Here is an 18,435-nt window from a genome sequence, read left to right on the forward strand (position 1 = left end):
TCACCGGTTCAAATCCGGTTGCCGCCTTAATAGATTTGCCGGTGTGGTGGAATGGCAGACACGGTGGACTCAAAATCCACTGCCAGCGATGGCGTGCCGGTTCGACCCCGGCCACCGGTATCTGAGCGAAACTTATAATAAAAAAACGCTTCTCTATTTTAGAGAAGCGTTTTTTTATTAATATTGGATAACTTTGCAAAGAACAAGTAGCAACATTTTTGAAAAGGCTTTCAAAAATGTCACAATAGTGCACCATTTTCATCAATTCTGTGCACCATGACCTTAAACCGGTTCTTTATAATAAAAGAAAGCGATTACATAAAAGGCGGTGACAAGTTTGGAGCCAAAACTTTCTCCACAAGACATTTCTGTAAAATCTTCCGTAAAGCTCGCATCAAAGAAAAAGGCTAAATGGAAAAGTGTCTTAACGTATGCAGCATTCGTAGGACCAGCAATACTTTTTTTCACCATTGTTCAATTAGTTCCATTCTTCATGGGGTTATATTATTCTTTTACATCATGGAACGGAGTTAGTTCTACAGCTGAGTGGGTAGGGTTTGCTAACTATCTCAAGATCTTCACTAATGATAAAGACTTCCTGAACTCATTTTTATTTACAACGAAATTTATGTTAGCAGCAGTAGTCATTAGTAATCTCATTGGCTTTAGTCTTGCGTTACTTCTTAATGCAGCATTAAAGTCGAAGAACATATTAAGAACAGTCTACTTTATTCCAAACGTTATTGGTGGATTACTATTAGGATTCATCTGGCAGTTCATCTTTGTTAAAGGATTTGCTGCGGTTGGTGCTGCGACAGACATTGCATTCTTCAAATTACCATGGTTAGGCGACGAAACAACCGCTTTTTGGGGTATTGTCATCGTATTTGCTTGGCAGATTAGTGGATACATGATGGTCATCTACATTGCAGCTTTACAAGGAGTAGATCCATCTTTACTGGAAGCGGCAAAAATTGATGGGGCTTCTAGTTGGATGATGTTACGTAAAATTATCATCCCATTAATACTACCTGCATTTACTATCTGTTTCTTCTTAACCATCTCAATGGCATTTAAAATCTTTGATTTGAACTTATCGTTAACTGGTGGAGGTCCGTTTAATTCAACACAATCGGTTGCTATCAATATTTATAACGAAGCGTTCCAATATAATCGATACGGTTTAGGTACAGCAAAATCGTTTATTTTCTTCCTTATCGTAGCAGTATTTACAACGCTTCAAGTAGTGTTAACGAAGCGTAAGGAGGTTCAGGCATAATGAGAAATAAATATACTATCGGAACACTTGGATTAGAGGTAGTAGGGATTGTTGTTGGATTAATCTTTTTAATTCCGTTCTATTTTGTATTGATTAATTCTGTAAAATCATTTTCGGAAATTCTCCTAAATGCTGCAGCACTTCCTAAAGAGGTTCTGTTCGCTAACTATATGAAAGTATGGGAAGTTATCAACTTTCCACGTGCATTCTGGAATTCGTTAACCATTACTGTTTTCAGTAATATTGGTTTAGTTGTAATTAGTTCCATGGCGGCATGGAAGATGGTAAGAACGCCAGGGAAGTTTAGTAAAATTCTATTTATCATATTTGTTTCCGCAATGGTAATCCCATTCCAAACGGTAATGATCCCTTTAATGAAAGTGGGAGGAACGCTTGGAATTATGAATAGTATTCCTGGATTAGTATTTATGTACTTTGGCTTTGGGGTCCCACTTTCTCTATTTTTATATCATGGTTTTGTAAAGACTGTACCAATAGAAATTGAGGAATCTGCCAGGATAGATGGTTGTAGCTCTTTTGGGGTGTTCTGGCGTATTGTATTTCCGTTATTAAAGCCAATTACTGTAACAGTAATTATTTTAAATACGCTATGGATTTGGAATGACTTCTTACTACCATTACTAGTTTTACAAGATCCAAACTTAAAGACAATCCCACTTGCAACAAGCTCCTTCTTTGCCCAATACACAAAGCAATGGGATATGGGCTTAGCAGCTCTGATGATGGGTATTACACCAGTAATCATATTCTTCTTGTTTTTACAAAAACATATTATTAAAGGAATTGCTGCTGGTTCTATCAAATAGATATAACATCTCTTTTTATTAATAGGAGATTTATATAATACATTTACACGAACTATGGGGAGGTCAATAAAATGAAAAAAGCTTGGCTAATGTGTTTGTCTTTCTTACTTGTACTAGGCATTCTTGCTGGTTGTACATCGGAAGGAACAACAAGTGAACCTGGTGACGGAACAACAGACGGGGAAGTTGTAACGTTAAACCTGTTCCAATTTAAAGTAGAAATTGCAGATCAACTTGCAGAAATGATTAAGGAGTTTGAAGCAGAACATCCAAACATTAAAGTGAAGTTGGAGACAGTCGGTGGGGGTGCTGACTACGGTGCTGCTTTAAAAGCAAAATTTGCTTCTGGTGAAGAGCCGGATATCTTCAACAACGGTGGATTCAAAGAATTAGAGCTTTGGCAAGAAAAGTTAGCTGACTTATCAGAAGAGGCGTGGGTAGAGCACGTTTTACCAATCGGTAAAGTACCAATGACAGGAACAGACGGTAAACTTTACGGTATGCCAGTTAACTTAGAAGGTTATGGATTTGCATACAACAAAGATCTCTTTGAGCAAGCTGGTATCACAGAAGCTCCAAAAACAGTGGATGACTTAAAAGCTGCTGCACAAAAGTTAAAAGATGCAGGCATTACTCCTTTCGCAGCTGGATACGGCGAGTGGTGGGTAATCGGACAACATTTACTTAACATTCCTTTTGCTCAACAAGATGATCCTGTAGCATTTATTGAAGGATTATATGCTGGTACAGAATCAATCGTTGGAAACGAGCATTTTGAAGCATTTAAAGAAGTACTAGATACTGAGCTTGGATTTGCGAACGACAATCCAATCACAACAGATTACAACACACAAGTAACATTATTTGCTTCTGGTCAAGCAGCAATGCTGCAACAAGGTAACTGGACAGAAAACATGATCTATGAAATCAACCCAGACATGAGCATGGGCTTCCTTCCAATCGCAATGACAAACGATGCTAGTGCAGACCGTCTTCCAGTTGGAGTACCTAACAACTGGGTAGTAAACAAAAACTCTGAAAATCTAGAAGAAGCAAAGCTATTCTTAGATTGGATGGTATCTTCTGAAACAGGTAAACGTTTTGTGACAGAAGAATTTAAGTTTATCCCTGCGTTTGATAACATCGAGCCAAATGGATTAGGTGACTTAGGTCTATCTATTCTAGATTATTCTAAAGAAGACAAGACAATCCCTTGGACTTGGTTTAGATGGCCAGATGGTGCGAACCAAGAATTCGCTGCGGCAATTCAAGAATATGCTGCTGGTAAAATCGACTATCCAACATTACTGGAGAAATTCCAACAATCTTGGGATAAGTTGAAGTAATAAAATGGGGAGAAGGCCTGAAACTGGTCTTCTCTCTATTTTGTTTTGAGCTCCACAGTAACCACTTATAACCTGATGAGAAATGTAGTCATGTTGCTACTAAATAGTTCATTCAGACTGAAATGTAAAAAATGAACAAACTACACAATCGCTTTCGTGCACTTTTCACAAAGATAAAAGAAAGCCTTTTCATTACACTTCTTTTCCAATTATACTGAAGCTAAAGAGATAGAATGGGAGGTTGATAGTAACTTGATCCGCAAAAGTATAAGAAACAAACTTATTCTGCTCTTGTTATTAGCAACCATCATTCCGTATGGTAGCTCTATCTTAATTACTTACTACTATACAAAAAGCTCTTTAGAGGACCAGTTAATTGAAGAAAGTAGTAACTTACTTTTTCAAGGAAGAACTAATTTAGAGAACTACCTTCAAGATTTAAGTGATCTTACACTTTCTGTTTACAACTATCCTGATTTTTTGAACTACATTCGCTCTTCTTCCAACGACCAACAAATAAATATTGGAGGAGTTCGAAATATCGTTCAAGCTATTTTAAATACGGAAGACACCATAGATGGCGTTTACCTAACATTTGCTAGTGATCAACGTGTGGTGCAGGCGACAAAGCATTCCACAGTAGTTTTCACTAACAAGAATCATGATCGGGTTCAAAACTCTTTTAACCGAGCACAATTGGATCCACATAATATTTACATAGAACCAACAAACGTGTACCCTGCATATTTTCGACCAGGATCTTCGGATTTATTATTTCACAGAGTGTTACGTAACGTGCCTTCTGATAGAGTTCTAGCATATATGACCTTACAAATCTCTCGCGAAAGAATAGAAGAGCTAAGTATGAATCTATATCAAAGTGATTCGGAAGATCTCTTTCTAGTCACAAGAGATGGAGAGGTTGTGTACAGTTCCAATCCAGAAGAGGAGAAGCAAGAATGGACGAAAAACATCTTATCGCAAGAAGAACCGTTTGGAGCGATAGAATGGAAGGATGAATCGTTTGATGGTGTGATGCTTTACTCGAAACTTTCTGCGAAAACAGGAGGCTGGTACTTAATTAAACGAGTACCTTATGATAACTTGTACGAAAGCGCTTACAGCGTTATCAAGATTAATATCTTATTTGGAATCTTAGGCTTATCGCTAGTCATATTAGCAACGTTATTTATTTCATTTAAAATTACTTCTCCAATTAGAGTGCTTTTACAAACGATTGAGCAAGTGGAAAACGGTAATTTACGAGTAAAGCTCCCATCCTTTGGTTCGGATGAAATTGGCCTATTAAGCCGAAGATTTCAACAAATGATGGAACGAGTAAACAAACTGATTATAAGAGAATACAAGTTAGAGCTTGAAAATAAGAATAATCAGCTAAAAGTACTGCAATCACAAATTAATCCACATTTTCTCTTTAATGCCCTGCAATCCATTGGAACCATTGCTTTAAAAAACAAAGTACCACAAATCTATTCCTTAATTACACACCTATCTAATATCATGCGCTACAGCATGAACGTGGGGGAAGACCTCGTACCTTTGCACAAAGAAGTGAAATACACCGAAGCATTCATGGAATTACAAAAAGAACGTTTTGGGGATCACCTTCATTACGAGGTAAAAATTGAGGATTCAATTAGAAACACACTGGTACCAAAAATGATTATCCAACCACATGTGGAAAACTTCTTTAAGCATGGCTTTTCCTTAAGGGAGAACAATGGGGAAATTCGTATTGTTTGCATAGAGAGTAATGGTTATTTGCACATGATTGTTCGAGATAACGGAATTGGTGTTAAAAAGGAAAGATTAGAAGAGATACAGAAAATCCTTCAAGAAAAAAAGAAAACAAGTTCAGACCAGCATATTGGATTAAAAAATGTTTATGCACGGCTAACGTTGTATTACGGTCTAGATGCACAAGTATATCTTCGTAACCTTGAGCCATCAGGTTTTGAAGTAACCATGACCATTCCATTAGAAAAGAGTGGTGAATAAGGTGAAGGCAATCATTATTGATGATGAAAAACACGTTCGAGAAGGACTACTATTGCTAGGCGAATGGGAAGAAAACGGCATTCATTCTATTTTAGAAGCAGAAAATGGAGAAGAAGGGATTCAGCTTATCCAACAGCAAAAACCTGATTTGATTTTTACCGATATGCAAATGCCTATTAAAGATGGTATCTCTGTTCTAGAGTGGCTACATTCGTCCGCTTACCATGGAAAAACAATCGTAGTGTCTGGTTATGACGATTATCACTATATGAGAACGGCGATTAATTATCAAAGTTTTGATTACATTTTAAAACCAATTGATCCTGCTTTACTAAATGAAACGTTAAGAAAAGCTGTGGAACTTTTAAGGGAAAATGAACCACCACCCAATGTAGTTGATTCTGAGATTACGAAATACGTAGAGGAACATTTCCGTGAAGAAATTAACTTACAAGACATAGCTAATACCTTCTTCATGAGTCGTGAACACATTTCTCGTAAATTTAAGCAAGAACACAATTTAACCATTACGGAATATATCACGAAAAAAAGATTAGAAGAATCAAAGAAACTGTTAAAGAAACCACAACTAAAAATTTATGAGGTTGCGTATCAAGTAGGTTATCAGAATGATAAGTACTTTAGCAAAGTATTCAAAAAGTACTACGGCATTACACCAAATGACTACCGAGAAGGATTAGAGAAGGGATGAGGAAAATGGTTAACGTTTTAGTTTGGAATGAAAACCGTCATGAACAAAAGAGTGAAAAAGTGAGAGCTGTCTATCCAGATGGTATTCATGGAGCGATTGCTTCCTTTTTACAAGCACCGGAAGTTCAAGTAGAGACGGCCACTTTAGATGAGGAACAACATGGTTTAACGCAAGAGCGATTAGATCAGACAGATGTTTTAGTTTGGTGGGGACATATTGCGCATGATGAAGTATCTGACGAAGTGGTGGAACGTGTTCGTCAACGTGTGTTAGATGGTATGGGACTTATTGTTTTACACTCTGGGCATTTCTCTAAAATTTTTAAGAAGCTGATGGGAACTTCCTGTGACTTAAAATGGAGAGAAGCAGATGAGAAAGAAAGGCTGTGGGTAGTAGATCCAAGTCATCCAATTGTAGAAGGAATTGGAGAGTATATCGAGCTAGAGAAAGAAGAAATGTACGGAGAGCACTTTGATATCCCATCTCCAGAACAGTTAGTCATGATGAGTTGGTTTGAAGGTGGAGAAGTATTCCGAAGTGGTTGTACGTATACACGAGGAAACGGGAAAATCTTCTACTTCCGACCAGGACATGAAACGTACCCAACTTATTATAATGAGAAAATTCAACGCGTTATTCAAAATGCAGTTCAGTGGGCAGCACCTGTAAAAAGAGAGAGACCAGTGTACGGAAACGCAAAACCATTAGAAAACATTACAGTGAAAGCATAAGGAGGAAAAAATTATGACTACGTTAAAAATTGCTGTTATCGGTTGTGGAAGTATTGCAAAGCACCGTCATATGCCTGAATATGATGCGTTAGAAACGACAAAGATTGTTGCGGTGTGTGACATTGTGGAAGAGCGTGCGCAAGTGTTTGGTGAATTGTATGATGCGAAAGTGTATACAGATTATAAAGAATTACTAGAAGATCCAACAATTGATGCAGTGAGTGTATGTACACCAAACTATCTTCATGCGCCGATTTCCATTTTAGCTTTAGAAAAAGGAAAACACGTCCTGTGTGAAAAGCCTATGGCGACTTCCAAAAAAGAAGCAGAAGCAATGATCGCAGCAGCAGAAAATAGTGGTAAAAAGCTAATGATTGCACATAATCAACGCTTTGTAAGATCGCATGAGAAAGCTCGTCAAATGATTGCTTCTGGAGAACTTGGAAAAGTATATAGCTTCCGTTCGGCTTTCGGTCACGGTGGACCAGAAGGATGGAGTGCAGATGGAGCGGACAGCTGGTTCTTCAAGAAGGAACAAGCATTTATCGGTGCGATGGGAGACCTAGGGGTACATAAAACGGATCTACTTCGCTACGTACTAGGTGAGGAATTCGTTGAAGTAGGAGCTTTCGTTGAGACGAGCTCCAAAGAAGGAGATGTAGATGACACAGCGGTTTGTGTACTGAAAACGGAAAGTGGCGTAATTGGTACGCTTGCTGCTAGCTGGTCTTACGTTTCCAAAGAGGATAACTCAACGATTATTTACGGAGAAAAGGGCATTTTACGTTTAGAAGATGACCCTACTCATTCTCTTATTGCTCAATACCGTAACGGAGAAGTAGTGAAGTATGAACTAGGTGGTATTCAAACTAATGATGACGGTGGCCAAAGAAGTTCTGGTGTCATTCACCATTTTGTAAACAGTATTTTGACAGACACACCACCATTAATTACTGGTGAAGAAGGATACAAATCTTTACAAGTGGTATTGTCAGCTCTAGAGTCTAGCGAAACGAAGCAAATCGTAAAAATCTCTTAAAGGAGTCTACCTATGTCTAAACTTCGAATCGGGATTGTTGGTGTCGGCGGAATTGCCGTCGGCCGCCACATCCCAACTTTTCAGCAAATGAATGATTCTGTAGAAATAACTGCGGTGTACGACGTGAATGAAGAACGAGCAGCACAAGTCGCAAAGGATTTCGATATTCCAAACGTGGTAAAAGATTTGGAAGATATCTTTCCTCTTGTAGATGCAGTCACCATCTGCACACCGAATAAATTTCATGCAGAATTCACTATAGCGGCTTTACACGCAGGTGTTCATGTCTTTTGTGAAAAGCCAATGGCGATGACACCAGATGAGTGTGAACGTATGAGGGAAGCAGAAGAGAAGTCTGGCAAAGTGCTCTCCATTGCTTACCATTACCGCTTTATGAAAGAAGCACAAGCTGCCAAAAACATCATGCAAGAAGGTGTGGTTGGAAATCCACTTGTGACAAGAGTAAAAGCGCTTCGCAGAAGGAAAGTACCTGGTTGGGGCGTATTTACAAATAAAGAACTACAGGGTGGCGGAAGTTTGATCGATTACGGCTGTCACTTATTGGATTTATCGCTTTGGCTCTTAGGAAATCCAAAGCCTGTGGAAGTGCTTGGCCGAGTATATAACTCTGTCAGTCGCAAACCTAATTTGTTGAATGAATGGGGAGACATCAACGCAGAATCATTTTCTGTAGATGATCATGTAACGGCATTTATCACGTTTGAGGACGGATCGTCACTGCAATTTGAAACATCTTGGGCTGCAAACATCCCAGATGACGAAGAGTCTATCAGCATTTCTGGTGATTTAGGTGGAATGGATGTATTCCCAGTTCGTATTTATAAACCAAGTCACGGTGTGTGGACTAACTCAGATGTTACTTGGATGAGTGGGGATGACAATCCAAGTGTTCCACAAGCGACAAATTTTGTAGAGACATGTTTAGGTCAGGCGGAGCAAGTAGTGAAATCAGAGGAAGCGGCAACGGTATCTACTATTATAGACGCGATTTACAGAAGTCATGAACTAGGCACAAGCATAAAACTGTAAGGGGGAGTTACGATGAAACTAGGAGTGTTTACGGTACTTTTTGCAGATAAAAATGTAGATGAGATGTTGGATTACGTTCAACAAGCCGGAGTGGAAGCGGTCGAAATTGGCACTGGTGGTTACCCGGGACAACAACACTGCCCAGTGGATGAATTATTGGAAAGTGAAGAAAAGCGCGTGGAATTCATGGAAAAGGTGACATCAAGAGGGCTAACGATTAGTGCTTTTAGCTGTCACGGAAATCCAATTTCTCCGGACAAAGCATTCGCAGAGCAATCTAATCGTGACTTGGAAAAGTCTATTGAACTTGCTAGCTTGATGAATGTTCCAGTAGTAAACTGTTTCTCTGGAGTTGCGGGTGATTCTGAAACTTCCCAGTACCCTAACTGGCCAGTGGCACCTTGGCCGAATGAGTACGGAGACATTTTGACTTGGCAATGGGAGCAAAAGTTGATTCCATACTGGAAACGAATCGGTGAATTGGCTGAGAAGCGTGGAGTGAAAATTGGTTTGGAGCTTCATGGAGGTTTCTTAGTGCATACACCTTACACGTTGCTGAAATTAAGAGAAGAAACAAGCCCAGCGATTGGGGCGAACCTAGATCCAAGTCATCTTTGGTGGCAAGGAATCGATCCTGTAGCAGCGATTAAGATTTTAGGAAAAGAAGGTGCCATCCACCATTTCCACGCAAAAGACACGTACATCGATCAGGATAACGTAAACATGTATGGGCTAACAGATATGCAACCATACGGAAATGTTCAAACTCGTGCGTGGTCGTTCCGTTCTGTCGGATGTGGACATTCGCTGCAAGAATGGTCTGATATGGTAAGTGCACTTCGTACGTACGGGTATGATTATGTGGTGAGCATCGAGCATGAAGATCCATTAATGTCTATCGAAGAAGGATTCGCGCGTGCGGTAACGAATTTGAAATCAGTAATTATTAAAGATCAGCCTGCAGCTATGTGGTGGGTGTGATTGGTTGAGGGAGCTAGTGCCAGGAGGGATCTTGGTGCTGGCTTTTTTTGTTGTGCTTTGGTTGGGAGAAGATGGTGTGGATTGGAAAATTGGCAACGTAAGCGCTTAAGCCACCGGGTAGGAGCGGGACGGAAGGCGACAAAGTGGTTAAGTCGCCATGCGGGAGCGGGAGAGATGGCGACAAAAGGGTTAAGTCGCCATGTGGGAGGGGGAGAGATGGCGACAAAAGGGTTAAGTCGCCGTGTGGGAGGGGGAGAGATGGCGACAAAAGGGTTAAGTCGCCGTGTGGGAGGGGAGAGATGGCGACAAAAGGGTTAAGTCGCCATGTGGGAGCGGGAGAGATGGCGGCAAAAGGGTTAAGTCGCCATGTGTAGAGAACAATCAGTGGTACAAAAGCGGTTAAGCCGCTGGAAAGGTGAAGGAAAAACGGGTACAAAAGCGCTTAAGCCGCCACACACAGAGAGAGAGTGGGGAAAAGGACACTCATCTAAATACAGGCCACATCACGTGACCAACGATGAGTTGTTACTGTTCACGTAACAAAAAAACCGCCCAGAAAGAATAATTCTTCCTAGGCGGTTTTGGCTCTATCATCCATGTGAATTTCGGCTTTGATAGGTGAAGTATCTAGTTGTGTTTACTAATGGATCAACAATTTTTCTTGTGATTCGGTGCTTCGTGATAAAGCATATTGCTACTGTAAAGACGATTAGCAACCAATACAAAGAGTTTTCGGAAATAAAGTCTCTAATAGGAGTTGCTACTACTAGCTTAACTAATAGCAAATGAAGCAAGAAAATATAAAGTGAATGTTGACCATATGAAGTGAAGAAAGTTTCTCTCTTTGGAATCAGCGTTAAGACGCACAAGGAAACTAGTGCAATGGCCAGGTATAAACAGAATCGATAAGACCATGCATAAATTAACTGAGAATCTGCTAATTCAAAGTAATTACGCTTACCCATAAGCCAAGTCTTTACTTCGATTGGACTTAACAACCATAAAAAGACAAAAACGAGTGTTAGTCCAAATCCAGCAGTCCATTGATAAGGTGTTTTCTTCAAAGCTAAGAAGTGTTCTTTTTTCAAATAGTAACCGGCTAAGAAGAATGGGAAAAAGAAAAACGTTCTAGATAAACTCAGTTCGGCGCTGACAAAAGGAATATAACCAGCTGCCAAGCTAAAAAGAACAGCCCACCACATACCATTCTTAAATTTAGTAAATACAAACAACATTAAATTCCAGAAGAATAAGCTTAATAAAAACCACATCGCCCATCTAGGGGTAACCAAGGTAAATCCTACTGGATCATCAAATGCTTTGTAGTACAATGTGTAAAGTAGCTGAAAAATTATATAAGGAATAATTAACTTACCTGCTAATTTTTTTACGTACCCTTTATCGTGAAACTTTTTGGAAAAGTAACCAGCAATTAAAATAAATAAAGGCATGTGAAATAAAAAGATAAACAAGTAAACAGCGTCTAAAAATGCATTTTCTTCTAAAAAGCTAGATAACATATGGCCGAAGACGACAAGGAAGATGAGAATACCTTTTACATTGTCAAAATAAGCTATTCGATTCATCTGTATTACCTTCTTCTCTATTAGTTTTGTATTCAAGTGTATAATTCTACTCTTTTTTTTATATTTTTCAAGAGTGAAATGGATGATAAATACCAATACCCAAATAACTTCTTGGAGAAACTGGTAAAATATATCTATTTAACTTTAAAAATATTTTTTTAAAAAGTATTGACGTATTATACCATTTCGTGTAAGATAAACATTGTCTTCGATACGAAGCATATGCGGGTGTAGTTTAATGGTAAAACCTCAGCCTTCCAAGCTGATGTCGTGGGTTCGATTCCCATCACCCGCTCCAATTTTTTCTTCTTACCAGAAGTTCTTTTTTTTTGTTTTTTTTTTCTACTTATAATAAAGAGAAAACATGCACTTCCCACAGGGAGGTGCATGTTTTCGTATATAGATTTCAAATAGTATAATTAGTTACCTTGTGATCTCCACCGTGTACCTGTGTAAACATTTTTGCAAGGGATTCTGTCAGTTTCTTAGCGTTGTCATCTGAAATACTTGGTTGATGGAAAACGATCTGCAGAGCATCAGTTGTAGACTCCGTTACTGCAGTGCGAACAGAATCAACATATGGACTGCCAAAGATACCTTGTTCATCCTTTGCAACCAACAAGCCTTCTGCGTGAATATCACGTCCATTTAATCCGGAATAGGTTTCTCCTTCTTGGCCAATGGCAATAGTAACAGTGTCACCTTTTATCTTACTTGTATCATAAATTCCAATTGGAATGGCATATTCCATCGAGAAAAAGTTGTTGATATCGGTTGCAGAGTGGTGACTTTGTAAAAATTGTTGTTTTTGTACTCGGCGATACAATGCTTCGTTAGAAGGACGATAGCGACTTGGGTTATACCCAGTCTTTTTAAAGATATCTCTCCACTCTGATATTCCACTAAAGTCACTTACTTGCTTTTCTTGCAAATCTAAAAAAAGAGCTTCTTGAAAAAGTTGTAGGCGACCTTTTATCATCTGTGGAGAAGCGCCTACCTGTATGGTAGTATAGTGAATTAGACTGATTTTTACGTCATTTAGTCGTGATTTTACGGAGTCATCTATAAAAAATTGCATGGATGAAAGCCCTCTTTCTAAATTAATTTTCCTTATCGTACCATATATTACTTTCCTTTTTCATGTGAGAGGAGTTGAAACGTATGAATACAGCTCAACTAAAAAAAGAAATTCAAGAAAACTGTCGTAATCTTGGCATAGATTTAGTGGGTTTTGCGGCTGCAAACCCTTTCGGCGAGATGAAAAATCGTCTTATTAGATTTGAAGAATTAGGTCACGCATCTGGATTTGAAGAAAAAGATATCGAAAAACGAACGAATCCATCTTTAATTTTTGACGACACACCTAAATCTATTATCTCTATTGCCGTTGCTTATCCTAATAAAATGTCCAATGCCCCAAAAGGCAAAAAGGGGGAACGTCGAGGTATTTTTGCACGAGCTTCTTGGGGACAAGATTATCATACCGTATTGCGAGATAGATTGTGTAAATTAGAACAATTCATCTCAGAACGTTATCCAAGTGCTGTAATGCGATCCATGGTAGATACCGGCGAACTGGTAGATCGTGCAGTTGCAGAGCGTGCCGGGGTTGGTTGGAGCGCGAAAAATTGTTCGATTATCACAGAAGAATTTGGTTCGTATGTTTATTTAGGAGAAATGATTACGAATATCCCTTTTGAAGAAGACGAACCAATTATGGACCAGTGTGGAAGCTGTAGGAAATGCATAGACGCTTGTCCAACAGGTGCTCTTGTCGGTGTTGGAGGTCAGTTAAATGCGCAAAAATGTATTTCCTTCTTAACGCAAACGAAATCCTTTTTGCCAGAAGAATATATGAAGAAAATTGGTAATCGCCTTTATGGATGTGACACGTGTCAAACAGTATGTCCAAAAAATAAAGGCATTAATGCAACGCACCAAACAGAATTTCACCCAGATCCGGAGAGAGTAAAACCACTTTTAGAGCCACTGCTTTTTTTATCGAATAAGGAGTTTAAAGAACTTTACGGAGAGATGTCTGGTGCTTGGCGAGGCAAGAAACCGATTCAAAGAAATGCACTTATTGCTTTGGGGAATTTTAAAGAAGTCTCTACAATTCCAAGTATCCAACAGGTGCTATGGAAAGATCCTCGTAACGAAATTCGTGCAACAGCAGCGTGGGCGTTAGGTGAGATGAAGACGGAAGAATCAAAGGGGATTTTATTAGAAGCAATCCAAAAAGAAAAAGATGAATTAGTTTGTGAGCAAATAGAATTAGCATTAAGGAAATAAATTAATGGTTTGTCCTATCCGTTTTTCCACATAGAGTAAAAGTGGAAGAGTAGGAGGGATACCATGAAGAAGCAAATAGCGGATTTAACAAACAACCGACTACAAATGCTGACGAACTCCAACATGAAATCTGTGTGTCCAACAATGGAGCAGAGAGCGAAATTAGCAAAGGTACAAAATAATGAAATACGAAAAGCCATGGCAAAAGGAAAGATAAAAGATCAGTTTCAAAACGGTGATTATACGTATGTTCATTACGATGTGCATTTTTCCTTTTATCGAGTCCAAGGGAAGAGGCACTATATGGAGGAACTGGTAGAAAACCGAGTGGCTTCTTTTTTTAAAGACGAGTTGTATGATGATTATGAATGGTTACCGGAAGAAGAGGAAACAGAAGAGAGTCTGTTACCTGATTCTTCAGATGAACGAGTTGCTTTTGTATACGATAGGCGTAAAGCTGTACAATACGCAGAACAATATTGGAATAAACCGAATCCTGCATACAAATACTTTGAGAACAATTGTACTAATTATATTTCTCAATGTTTGCGCGCTGGGGGAGCTCCAATGAGAGGAAATCCAAATAGAGGTTCGGGGTGGTGGTATACAGGATCATCTTGGAGCTGGAGTTGGGCAGTAGCACATGCGTTTCAAGGTTATTTTGCTAATTCAAAGACTGGTCTTCGAGCAAGACGAGTAACTGATGCAAGCCAATTAATTCTAGGAGATATCATTTGTTACGACTTTCAAGGAGATGGTAGGTTTGATCACTCCACCATTGTAACAGCGAAAGATGAAAACGGAATGCCTTTAGTAAATGCCAATACGTACAACAGTCGAATGAGATATTGGGCGTACGAGGATTCTACTGCGTATACGCCAAATATAAAGTATCGTTTTTATCATATTTTAGATGACAATTCTAGGTAAGTAAGAAAACATCATGCTATAATGTCCGTTGAAGAGAAATGAACGAGGTGACAAAAGTGGGAATACACGTAGTACAATATCAACCAGAAATCCCAGCAAACACGGGTAACATTGCTAGAACCTGTGTAGGGACAAATGCAACATTACATTTAATTCATCCGCTTAGTTTTTCTATTGATGATAAACAAGTAAAGAGAGCTGGACTGGATTATTGGAAAGATACGAAGGTAGTAGAGCATAATTCATTAGAAGATTTCTTAGAGTATAGTAAAGATGGAGAGATTTTCTTAATTACGAAATTCGGAGAACACTATTACGACCAATTGAATTATAGTGACCCAGATAAAGATTATTATTTTATTTTTGGAAGAGAAACGACGGGGTTGCCAGTGGAGTTTCGTGAAGCGAATAAAGATCGTGCCATGCGCATTCCAATGACAGAAGGAATCCGTTCGTTGAATGTTAGTAATACGGCAGCGATTTTAATTTATGAAGCGTTGAGGCAGCAAGGTTTTCCGAATATGAGGTAAAGAAAAAGAAGTTGCGATGGCAACTTCTTTTTTCGTTTAATGAGAGGTTTTCTTCCCCGGCTTATCATCATATCCAGCTGTAAAAATCGCTGTTAAGAACGCTACACATACCCCTAAAATTAAAATCGTTCCCATGTTCATTGCCCCCTTGCTTGTTGATAGTAATAGTATTGTTTCAATTATAGCTTATTTCCATTCTGATGTGAACGTTTTCTATTGGAATAAATAGGCTTGCTTTCTTGTAACTCTATGAACCTTTCTTCGACTAATATAGCAAGAGTGAATTTTTAGGGGGATTATGATGAAAGGCGTACTATGTTTGGTCATTATGTCAATATCGGCTATGCTAACGGTTGGACATCTGAAAAATACTGATGAACTGATTCCGGTAAAACAAACGAAAGAAATTAGTGTGGAGTTTGGGGAAAACGGACGTATTTATCACAAAATTATTACGGACGCTTCAGTCATTGCGGAAGTTATTAATCAAATTAATACCGGTGTACGACAAGATTTAGCAGCAATTACAATGGAACCCTTCACAGAGAATGATGGGAAAATAAATATAATTACACCAGATAAAACGTATACGCTCTATGTCCATAACGGAAGTAATGATGTCATTACGGATCATTATTTAATTGATACAGATTTAGATTTTATGAACTTGGACAATAAAACAAAATAAATCTTCCTGCGATTACGTTTCATCATTTCGTGATTTCGTGCATACCTTAGAATAATCGTTTAGCCCAAACGAGAAAGGAAGGGTTATATGGACATTCTAAAAAAGATTGCACAATTCAGGGAAGAAGAACAGTCGCTACGTTGGGAAGGTACATTTGCTGAATATTTGGAGATTGTAAAAGAGAAACCTTATGTAGCTCAGTCCGCTCATTCGCGAATCTACAATATGATCAAAGATGCTGGTGTCTATGAAGAAAATGGTGTGAAGCGCTATGAGTTCTTCGGTCAGCAGCTTTTCGGATTAGAAGAATCCTTAGAGCGTTTAGTGGAAGAATATTTCCACCCAGCTGCAAGAAGATTAGATGTTCGTAAACGTATCTTGCTTTTGATGGGTCCCGTTTCAGGTGGTAAATCAACTTTAGTAGCACTTTTGAAAAAAGGATTAGAGAATTATGCTAGAACGGACAACGGAGCAGTTTACGCGATTAAAGGATGTCCGATGCACGAAGATCCACTACATTTAATTCCGTCACACTTACGTAAAGACTTTTTTGACGAGTATGGTGTTCGAATTGAAGGGAACTTATCTCCGCTTAATACGATGCGATTAGAGCAAGAGTATGGAAATCGCATGGAAGATGTAGTAGTTGAGCGTATTTTCTTCTCAGAGGATAAACGTGTTGGTATTGGTACATTTTCACCGTCTGATCCAAAGTCACAAGATATTGCTGACTTAACTGGTAGTATTGATTTCTCAACGATTGCACAGTTTGGTTCTGAGTCAGATCCACGTGCTTACCGTTTTGACGGGGAGTTAAACAAAGCAAACAGAGGAATGATGGAATTCCAAGAGATGTTAAAATGTGATGAGAAATTTTTATGGCATCTATTATCTCTGACGCAAGAAGGAAATTTTAAAGCGGGAAGATTCGCTTTAATCTCTGCGGATGAATTAGTGGTTGCTCATACGAATGAAACGGAGTATCGTTCGTTTATTTCTAATAAGAAAAACGAAGCATTGCATTCCCGTATTATCGTGATGCCAATGCCATACAATTTACGAGTATCACAAGAAGAGAAGATTTATGAAAAAATGATTGCTGAATCCGATGTAGCAAACGTTCATATCGCACCACACACGATGCGCGTTGCTGCAATGTTTACTATATTATCCCGCCTAAAAGAACCGAAGCGCGGTGACCTGGACTTAGTAAAGAAAATGCGACTATACGACGGGGAAGCGGTAGAAGGTTTTACGAGTGCGGATGTGAATGAAATGAAGAAAGAGTATCAAGATGAGGGGATGAGTGGGATTGACCCTCGTTATGTCATCAATCGAATTTCCAGTACGATTATTCGTAAAGATGTGGCATCCATTAATGCGTTAGACGTTCTTCGCTCTTTAAAGGAAGGATTAGACCAACACGCATCCATCTCCAACGAACTTCGTGAACGCTATTTAAGTTTCATCTCGCTTGCAAGAAAAGAGTACGACGATATAGCAAAGAAAGAAGTACAAAAGGCATTTGTTTACTCGTACGAAGAATCTGCTAAGACACTTATGGATAACTATCTGGATAATGTAGAGGCTTATTGTAATAAAAATAAACTTCGTGATCCTCTAACAGGAGAAGAACTGAATCCTGACGAGAAGTTAATGCGTTCGATTGAAGAGCAGATTGGTATTTCAGAAAATGCGAAGAAAGCTTTCCGAGAAGAGATTTTGATTCGAATTTCTGCTTATGCACGTAAAGGGAAACGCTTTGACTATCAATCTCATGATCGTCTTCGGGAAGCCATTCAAAAGAAATTGTTTGCGGATTTAAAAGATGTGGTGAAGATTACGACATCTACGAAAACACCTGATGAGCAGCAGTTGAAGAAGATGAATGAAGTGGTTGCAAGGCTAGTAGATGAGCATGGATATAATTCTACAAGCGCAAATGATTTACTTCGTTACGTAGGTAGTCTATTAAATCGTTAAGCGGTGATTATCTCGGTAATTTTCGGTCATCCTATGAATAAACCAGCTTTTTAAGGAGGAATAACCGATGAAGAAACGAGAAGAAATGTTTAACGGAAATATGACGAATTCGTTTGAAGACATGGTTTGGCTTGGGAAGCAAATGGATCGATTACGTGACGAAGAACAGCTAGAGGAAGATGGAAGAATGGCTGATCCAGAACAATATTCTTAATAAATGGAAAGGTTGTCGATGCGGTTTTCGACAGCCTTTTTCATTCTAATGATATATAGAAGGCTTGTCCAAGTTTGTGGGCTACTGCCTAATTATCTAAATATTTAGTAAATAAATAATAGAACTTGCATAGGATAGAGATATAACCGACGCTTATACAATTCATATATGTATGGGCACACAACACTTTAATTTATGCAACGTATAAAGAAATAGTGACACTAAATT

Annotated in this window: 18 protein-coding genes and 3 tRNA genes (1 of these 21 running past the window's edge); 19 read left to right on the plus strand and 2 right to left on the minus strand. The window is 38.8% G+C overall.

Features of this window, described 5'->3' with window-relative positions:
• The 12 genes from G8O30_RS01945 to G8O30_RS02000 all read left to right on the plus strand — a co-directional run.
• A tRNA-Cys gene (locus G8O30_RS01945) sits at nt 1-27 on the plus strand (it extends 44 nt beyond the left edge of the window).
• Between the two features lie 10 nt (nt 28-37).
• Nucleotides 38-120 (plus strand) — tRNA-Leu (locus G8O30_RS01950).
• 217 nt (nt 121-337) lie between these two features.
• Nucleotides 338-1,279, plus strand: a complete 942-nt coding sequence (locus G8O30_RS01955) for a carbohydrate ABC transporter permease (RefSeq protein ID WP_239673321.1) — start codon at nt 338-340, stop codon at nt 1,277-1,279.
• Complete coding sequence (locus tag G8O30_RS01960) at nt 1,279-2,106, plus strand: carbohydrate ABC transporter permease (RefSeq protein ID WP_239673322.1); 828 nt, start codon at nt 1,279-1,281, stop codon at nt 2,104-2,106. Before G8O30_RS01955 ends, G8O30_RS01960 begins: the two co-directional genes overlap by 1 nt.
• Before the next feature lie 71 nt (nt 2,107-2,177).
• The gene (locus G8O30_RS01965; protein ID WP_239673323.1) at nt 2,178-3,452 is read left to right on the plus strand and encodes an ABC transporter substrate-binding protein; all 1,275 of its coding nucleotides are present in this window, start codon (nt 2,178-2,180) and stop codon (nt 3,450-3,452) included.
• Nucleotides 3,453-3,704: 252 nt separating this feature from the next.
• Entirely contained in the window at nt 3,705-5,471 is a 1,767-nt protein-coding gene (locus G8O30_RS01970) for a cache domain-containing sensor histidine kinase (RefSeq protein WP_239673324.1), read from the plus strand.
• Between the two features lies 1 nt (nt 5,472).
• A complete protein-coding gene (locus G8O30_RS01975) occupies nt 5,473-6,183 on the plus strand; it encodes a response regulator transcription factor (protein WP_239673325.1) in 711 nt (236 codons plus the stop codon).
• Between the two features lie 5 nt (nt 6,184-6,188).
• Nucleotides 6,189-6,914 carry a ThuA domain-containing protein gene (locus G8O30_RS01980; protein ID WP_239673326.1) on the plus strand — a complete coding sequence of 242 codons (726 nt, stop codon included), beginning with the start codon at nt 6,189-6,191 and terminating at the stop codon, nt 6,912-6,914.
• Between the two features lie 13 nt (nt 6,915-6,927).
• The gene (locus G8O30_RS01985) at nt 6,928-7,953 is read left to right on the plus strand and encodes a Gfo/Idh/MocA family protein (RefSeq protein WP_239673327.1); all 1,026 of its coding nucleotides are present in this window, start codon (nt 6,928-6,930) and stop codon (nt 7,951-7,953) included.
• A 12-nt stretch (nt 7,954-7,965) separates the two neighbouring features.
• A complete protein-coding gene (locus G8O30_RS01990; RefSeq protein ID WP_239673328.1) occupies nt 7,966-9,003 on the plus strand; it encodes a Gfo/Idh/MocA family protein in 1,038 nt (345 codons plus the stop codon).
• 12 nt (nt 9,004-9,015) lie between these two features.
• Entirely contained in the window at nt 9,016-9,984 is a 969-nt protein-coding gene (locus G8O30_RS01995; RefSeq protein ID WP_239673329.1) for a sugar phosphate isomerase/epimerase family protein, read from the plus strand.
• Between the two features lie 81 nt (nt 9,985-10,065).
• Nucleotides 10,066-10,302: a hypothetical protein gene (locus tag G8O30_RS02000; protein WP_239673330.1), complete on the plus strand. Its 237-nt coding sequence runs from the start codon at nt 10,066-10,068 to the stop codon at nt 10,300-10,302.
• Nucleotides 10,303-10,574: 272 nt separating this feature from the next.
• On the opposite strand, the gene G8O30_RS02005 is transcribed toward G8O30_RS02000, so the two are convergent.
• Nucleotides 10,575-11,570: an acyltransferase family protein gene (locus G8O30_RS02005; RefSeq protein ID WP_239673331.1), complete on the minus strand. Its 996-nt coding sequence runs from the start codon at nt 11,568-11,570 to the stop codon at nt 10,575-10,577.
• Between the two features lie 224 nt (nt 11,571-11,794).
• Between G8O30_RS02005 and G8O30_RS02010 the strand changes: the two genes are divergently transcribed.
• A tRNA-Gly gene (locus tag G8O30_RS02010) sits at nt 11,795-11,868 on the plus strand.
• Nucleotides 11,869-11,976: 108 nt separating this feature from the next.
• On the opposite strand, the gene G8O30_RS02015 is transcribed toward G8O30_RS02010, so the two are convergent.
• Nucleotides 11,977-12,648, minus strand: a complete 672-nt coding sequence (locus tag G8O30_RS02015; RefSeq protein ID WP_239673332.1) for a B3/B4 domain-containing protein — start codon at nt 12,646-12,648, stop codon at nt 11,977-11,979.
• An 83-nt stretch (nt 12,649-12,731) separates the two neighbouring features.
• Here G8O30_RS02015 and queG point away from each other — a divergent pair, with 83 nt between their 5' ends.
• The 6 genes from queG (at nt 12,732) to G8O30_RS02045 (ending at nt 18,207) form a co-directional block, all read left to right on the plus strand.
• Complete coding sequence (gene queG, locus G8O30_RS02020) at nt 12,732-13,862, plus strand: tRNA epoxyqueuosine(34) reductase QueG (RefSeq protein ID WP_239673333.1); 1,131 nt, start codon at nt 12,732-12,734, stop codon at nt 13,860-13,862.
• Nucleotides 13,863-13,925: 63 nt separating this feature from the next.
• Entirely contained in the window at nt 13,926-14,792 is an 867-nt protein-coding gene (locus tag G8O30_RS02025) for an amidase domain-containing protein (RefSeq protein ID WP_239673334.1), read from the plus strand.
• Nucleotides 14,793-14,848: 56 nt separating this feature from the next.
• Entirely contained in the window at nt 14,849-15,322 is a 474-nt protein-coding gene (gene trmL, locus G8O30_RS02030) for a tRNA (uridine(34)/cytosine(34)/5-carboxymethylaminomethyluridine(34)-2'-O)-methyltransferase TrmL (RefSeq protein WP_239673335.1), read from the plus strand.
• 298 nt (nt 15,323-15,620) lie between these two features.
• Nucleotides 15,621-16,010, plus strand: coding sequence for a hypothetical protein (locus G8O30_RS02035; RefSeq protein WP_239673336.1), 390 nt, complete (start codon nt 15,621-15,623; stop codon nt 16,008-16,010).
• Nucleotides 16,011-16,097: 87 nt separating this feature from the next.
• Nucleotides 16,098-17,993 (plus strand): PrkA family serine protein kinase, encoded by a 1,896-nt coding sequence (locus G8O30_RS02040; protein WP_239673337.1) that lies wholly within the window; start codon nt 16,098-16,100, stop codon nt 17,991-17,993.
• A 67-nt stretch (nt 17,994-18,060) separates the two neighbouring features.
• Nucleotides 18,061-18,207: a hypothetical protein gene (locus G8O30_RS02045; protein WP_239673338.1), complete on the plus strand. Its 147-nt coding sequence runs from the start codon at nt 18,061-18,063 to the stop codon at nt 18,205-18,207.
• Nucleotides 18,208-18,435 lie beyond the last annotated feature (228 nt).

The sequence above is a fragment of the Mangrovibacillus cuniculi genome, assembly GCF_015482585.1.
GTDB classification, from domain to species: domain Bacteria; phylum Bacillota; class Bacilli; order Bacillales; family R1DC41; genus Mangrovibacillus; species Mangrovibacillus cuniculi.

Coding starts and splice junctions, on each gene's coding strand:
- G8O30_RS01960 (WP_239673322.1), top strand. CDS start 1,279: ATGAGAAATAAATATACTATCGGAACACTTGGATTAGAGGTAGTAGGG.
- G8O30_RS01965 (WP_239673323.1), top strand. CDS start 2,178: ATGAAAAAAGCTTGGCTAATGTGTTTGTCTTTCTTACTTGTACTAGGC.
- G8O30_RS01980 (WP_239673326.1), top strand. CDS start 6,189: ATGGTTAACGTTTTAGTTTGGAATGAAAACCGTCATGAACAAAAGAGT.
- G8O30_RS01985 (WP_239673327.1), top strand. CDS start 6,928: ATGACTACGTTAAAAATTGCTGTTATCGGTTGTGGAAGTATTGCAAAG.
- G8O30_RS01990 (WP_239673328.1), top strand. CDS start 7,966: ATGTCTAAACTTCGAATCGGGATTGTTGGTGTCGGCGGAATTGCCGTC.
- G8O30_RS01995 (WP_239673329.1), top strand. CDS start 9,016: ATGAAACTAGGAGTGTTTACGGTACTTTTTGCAGATAAAAATGTAGAT.
- G8O30_RS02005 (WP_239673331.1), bottom strand. CDS start 11,570: ATGAATCGAATAGCTTATTTTGACAATGTAAAAGGTATTCTCATCTTC.
- G8O30_RS02015 (WP_239673332.1), bottom strand. CDS start 12,648: ATGCAATTTTTTATAGATGACTCCGTAAAATCACGACTAAATGACGTA.
- queG (WP_239673333.1), top strand. CDS start 12,732: ATGAATACAGCTCAACTAAAAAAAGAAATTCAAGAAAACTGTCGTAAT.
- G8O30_RS02025 (WP_239673334.1), top strand. CDS start 13,926: ATGAAGAAGCAAATAGCGGATTTAACAAACAACCGACTACAAATGCTG.
- G8O30_RS02035 (WP_239673336.1), top strand. CDS start 15,621: ATGATGAAAGGCGTACTATGTTTGGTCATTATGTCAATATCGGCTATG.
- G8O30_RS02040 (WP_239673337.1), top strand. CDS start 16,098: ATGGACATTCTAAAAAAGATTGCACAATTCAGGGAAGAAGAACAGTCG.
- G8O30_RS02045 (WP_239673338.1), top strand. CDS start 18,061: ATGAAGAAACGAGAAGAAATGTTTAACGGAAATATGACGAATTCGTTT.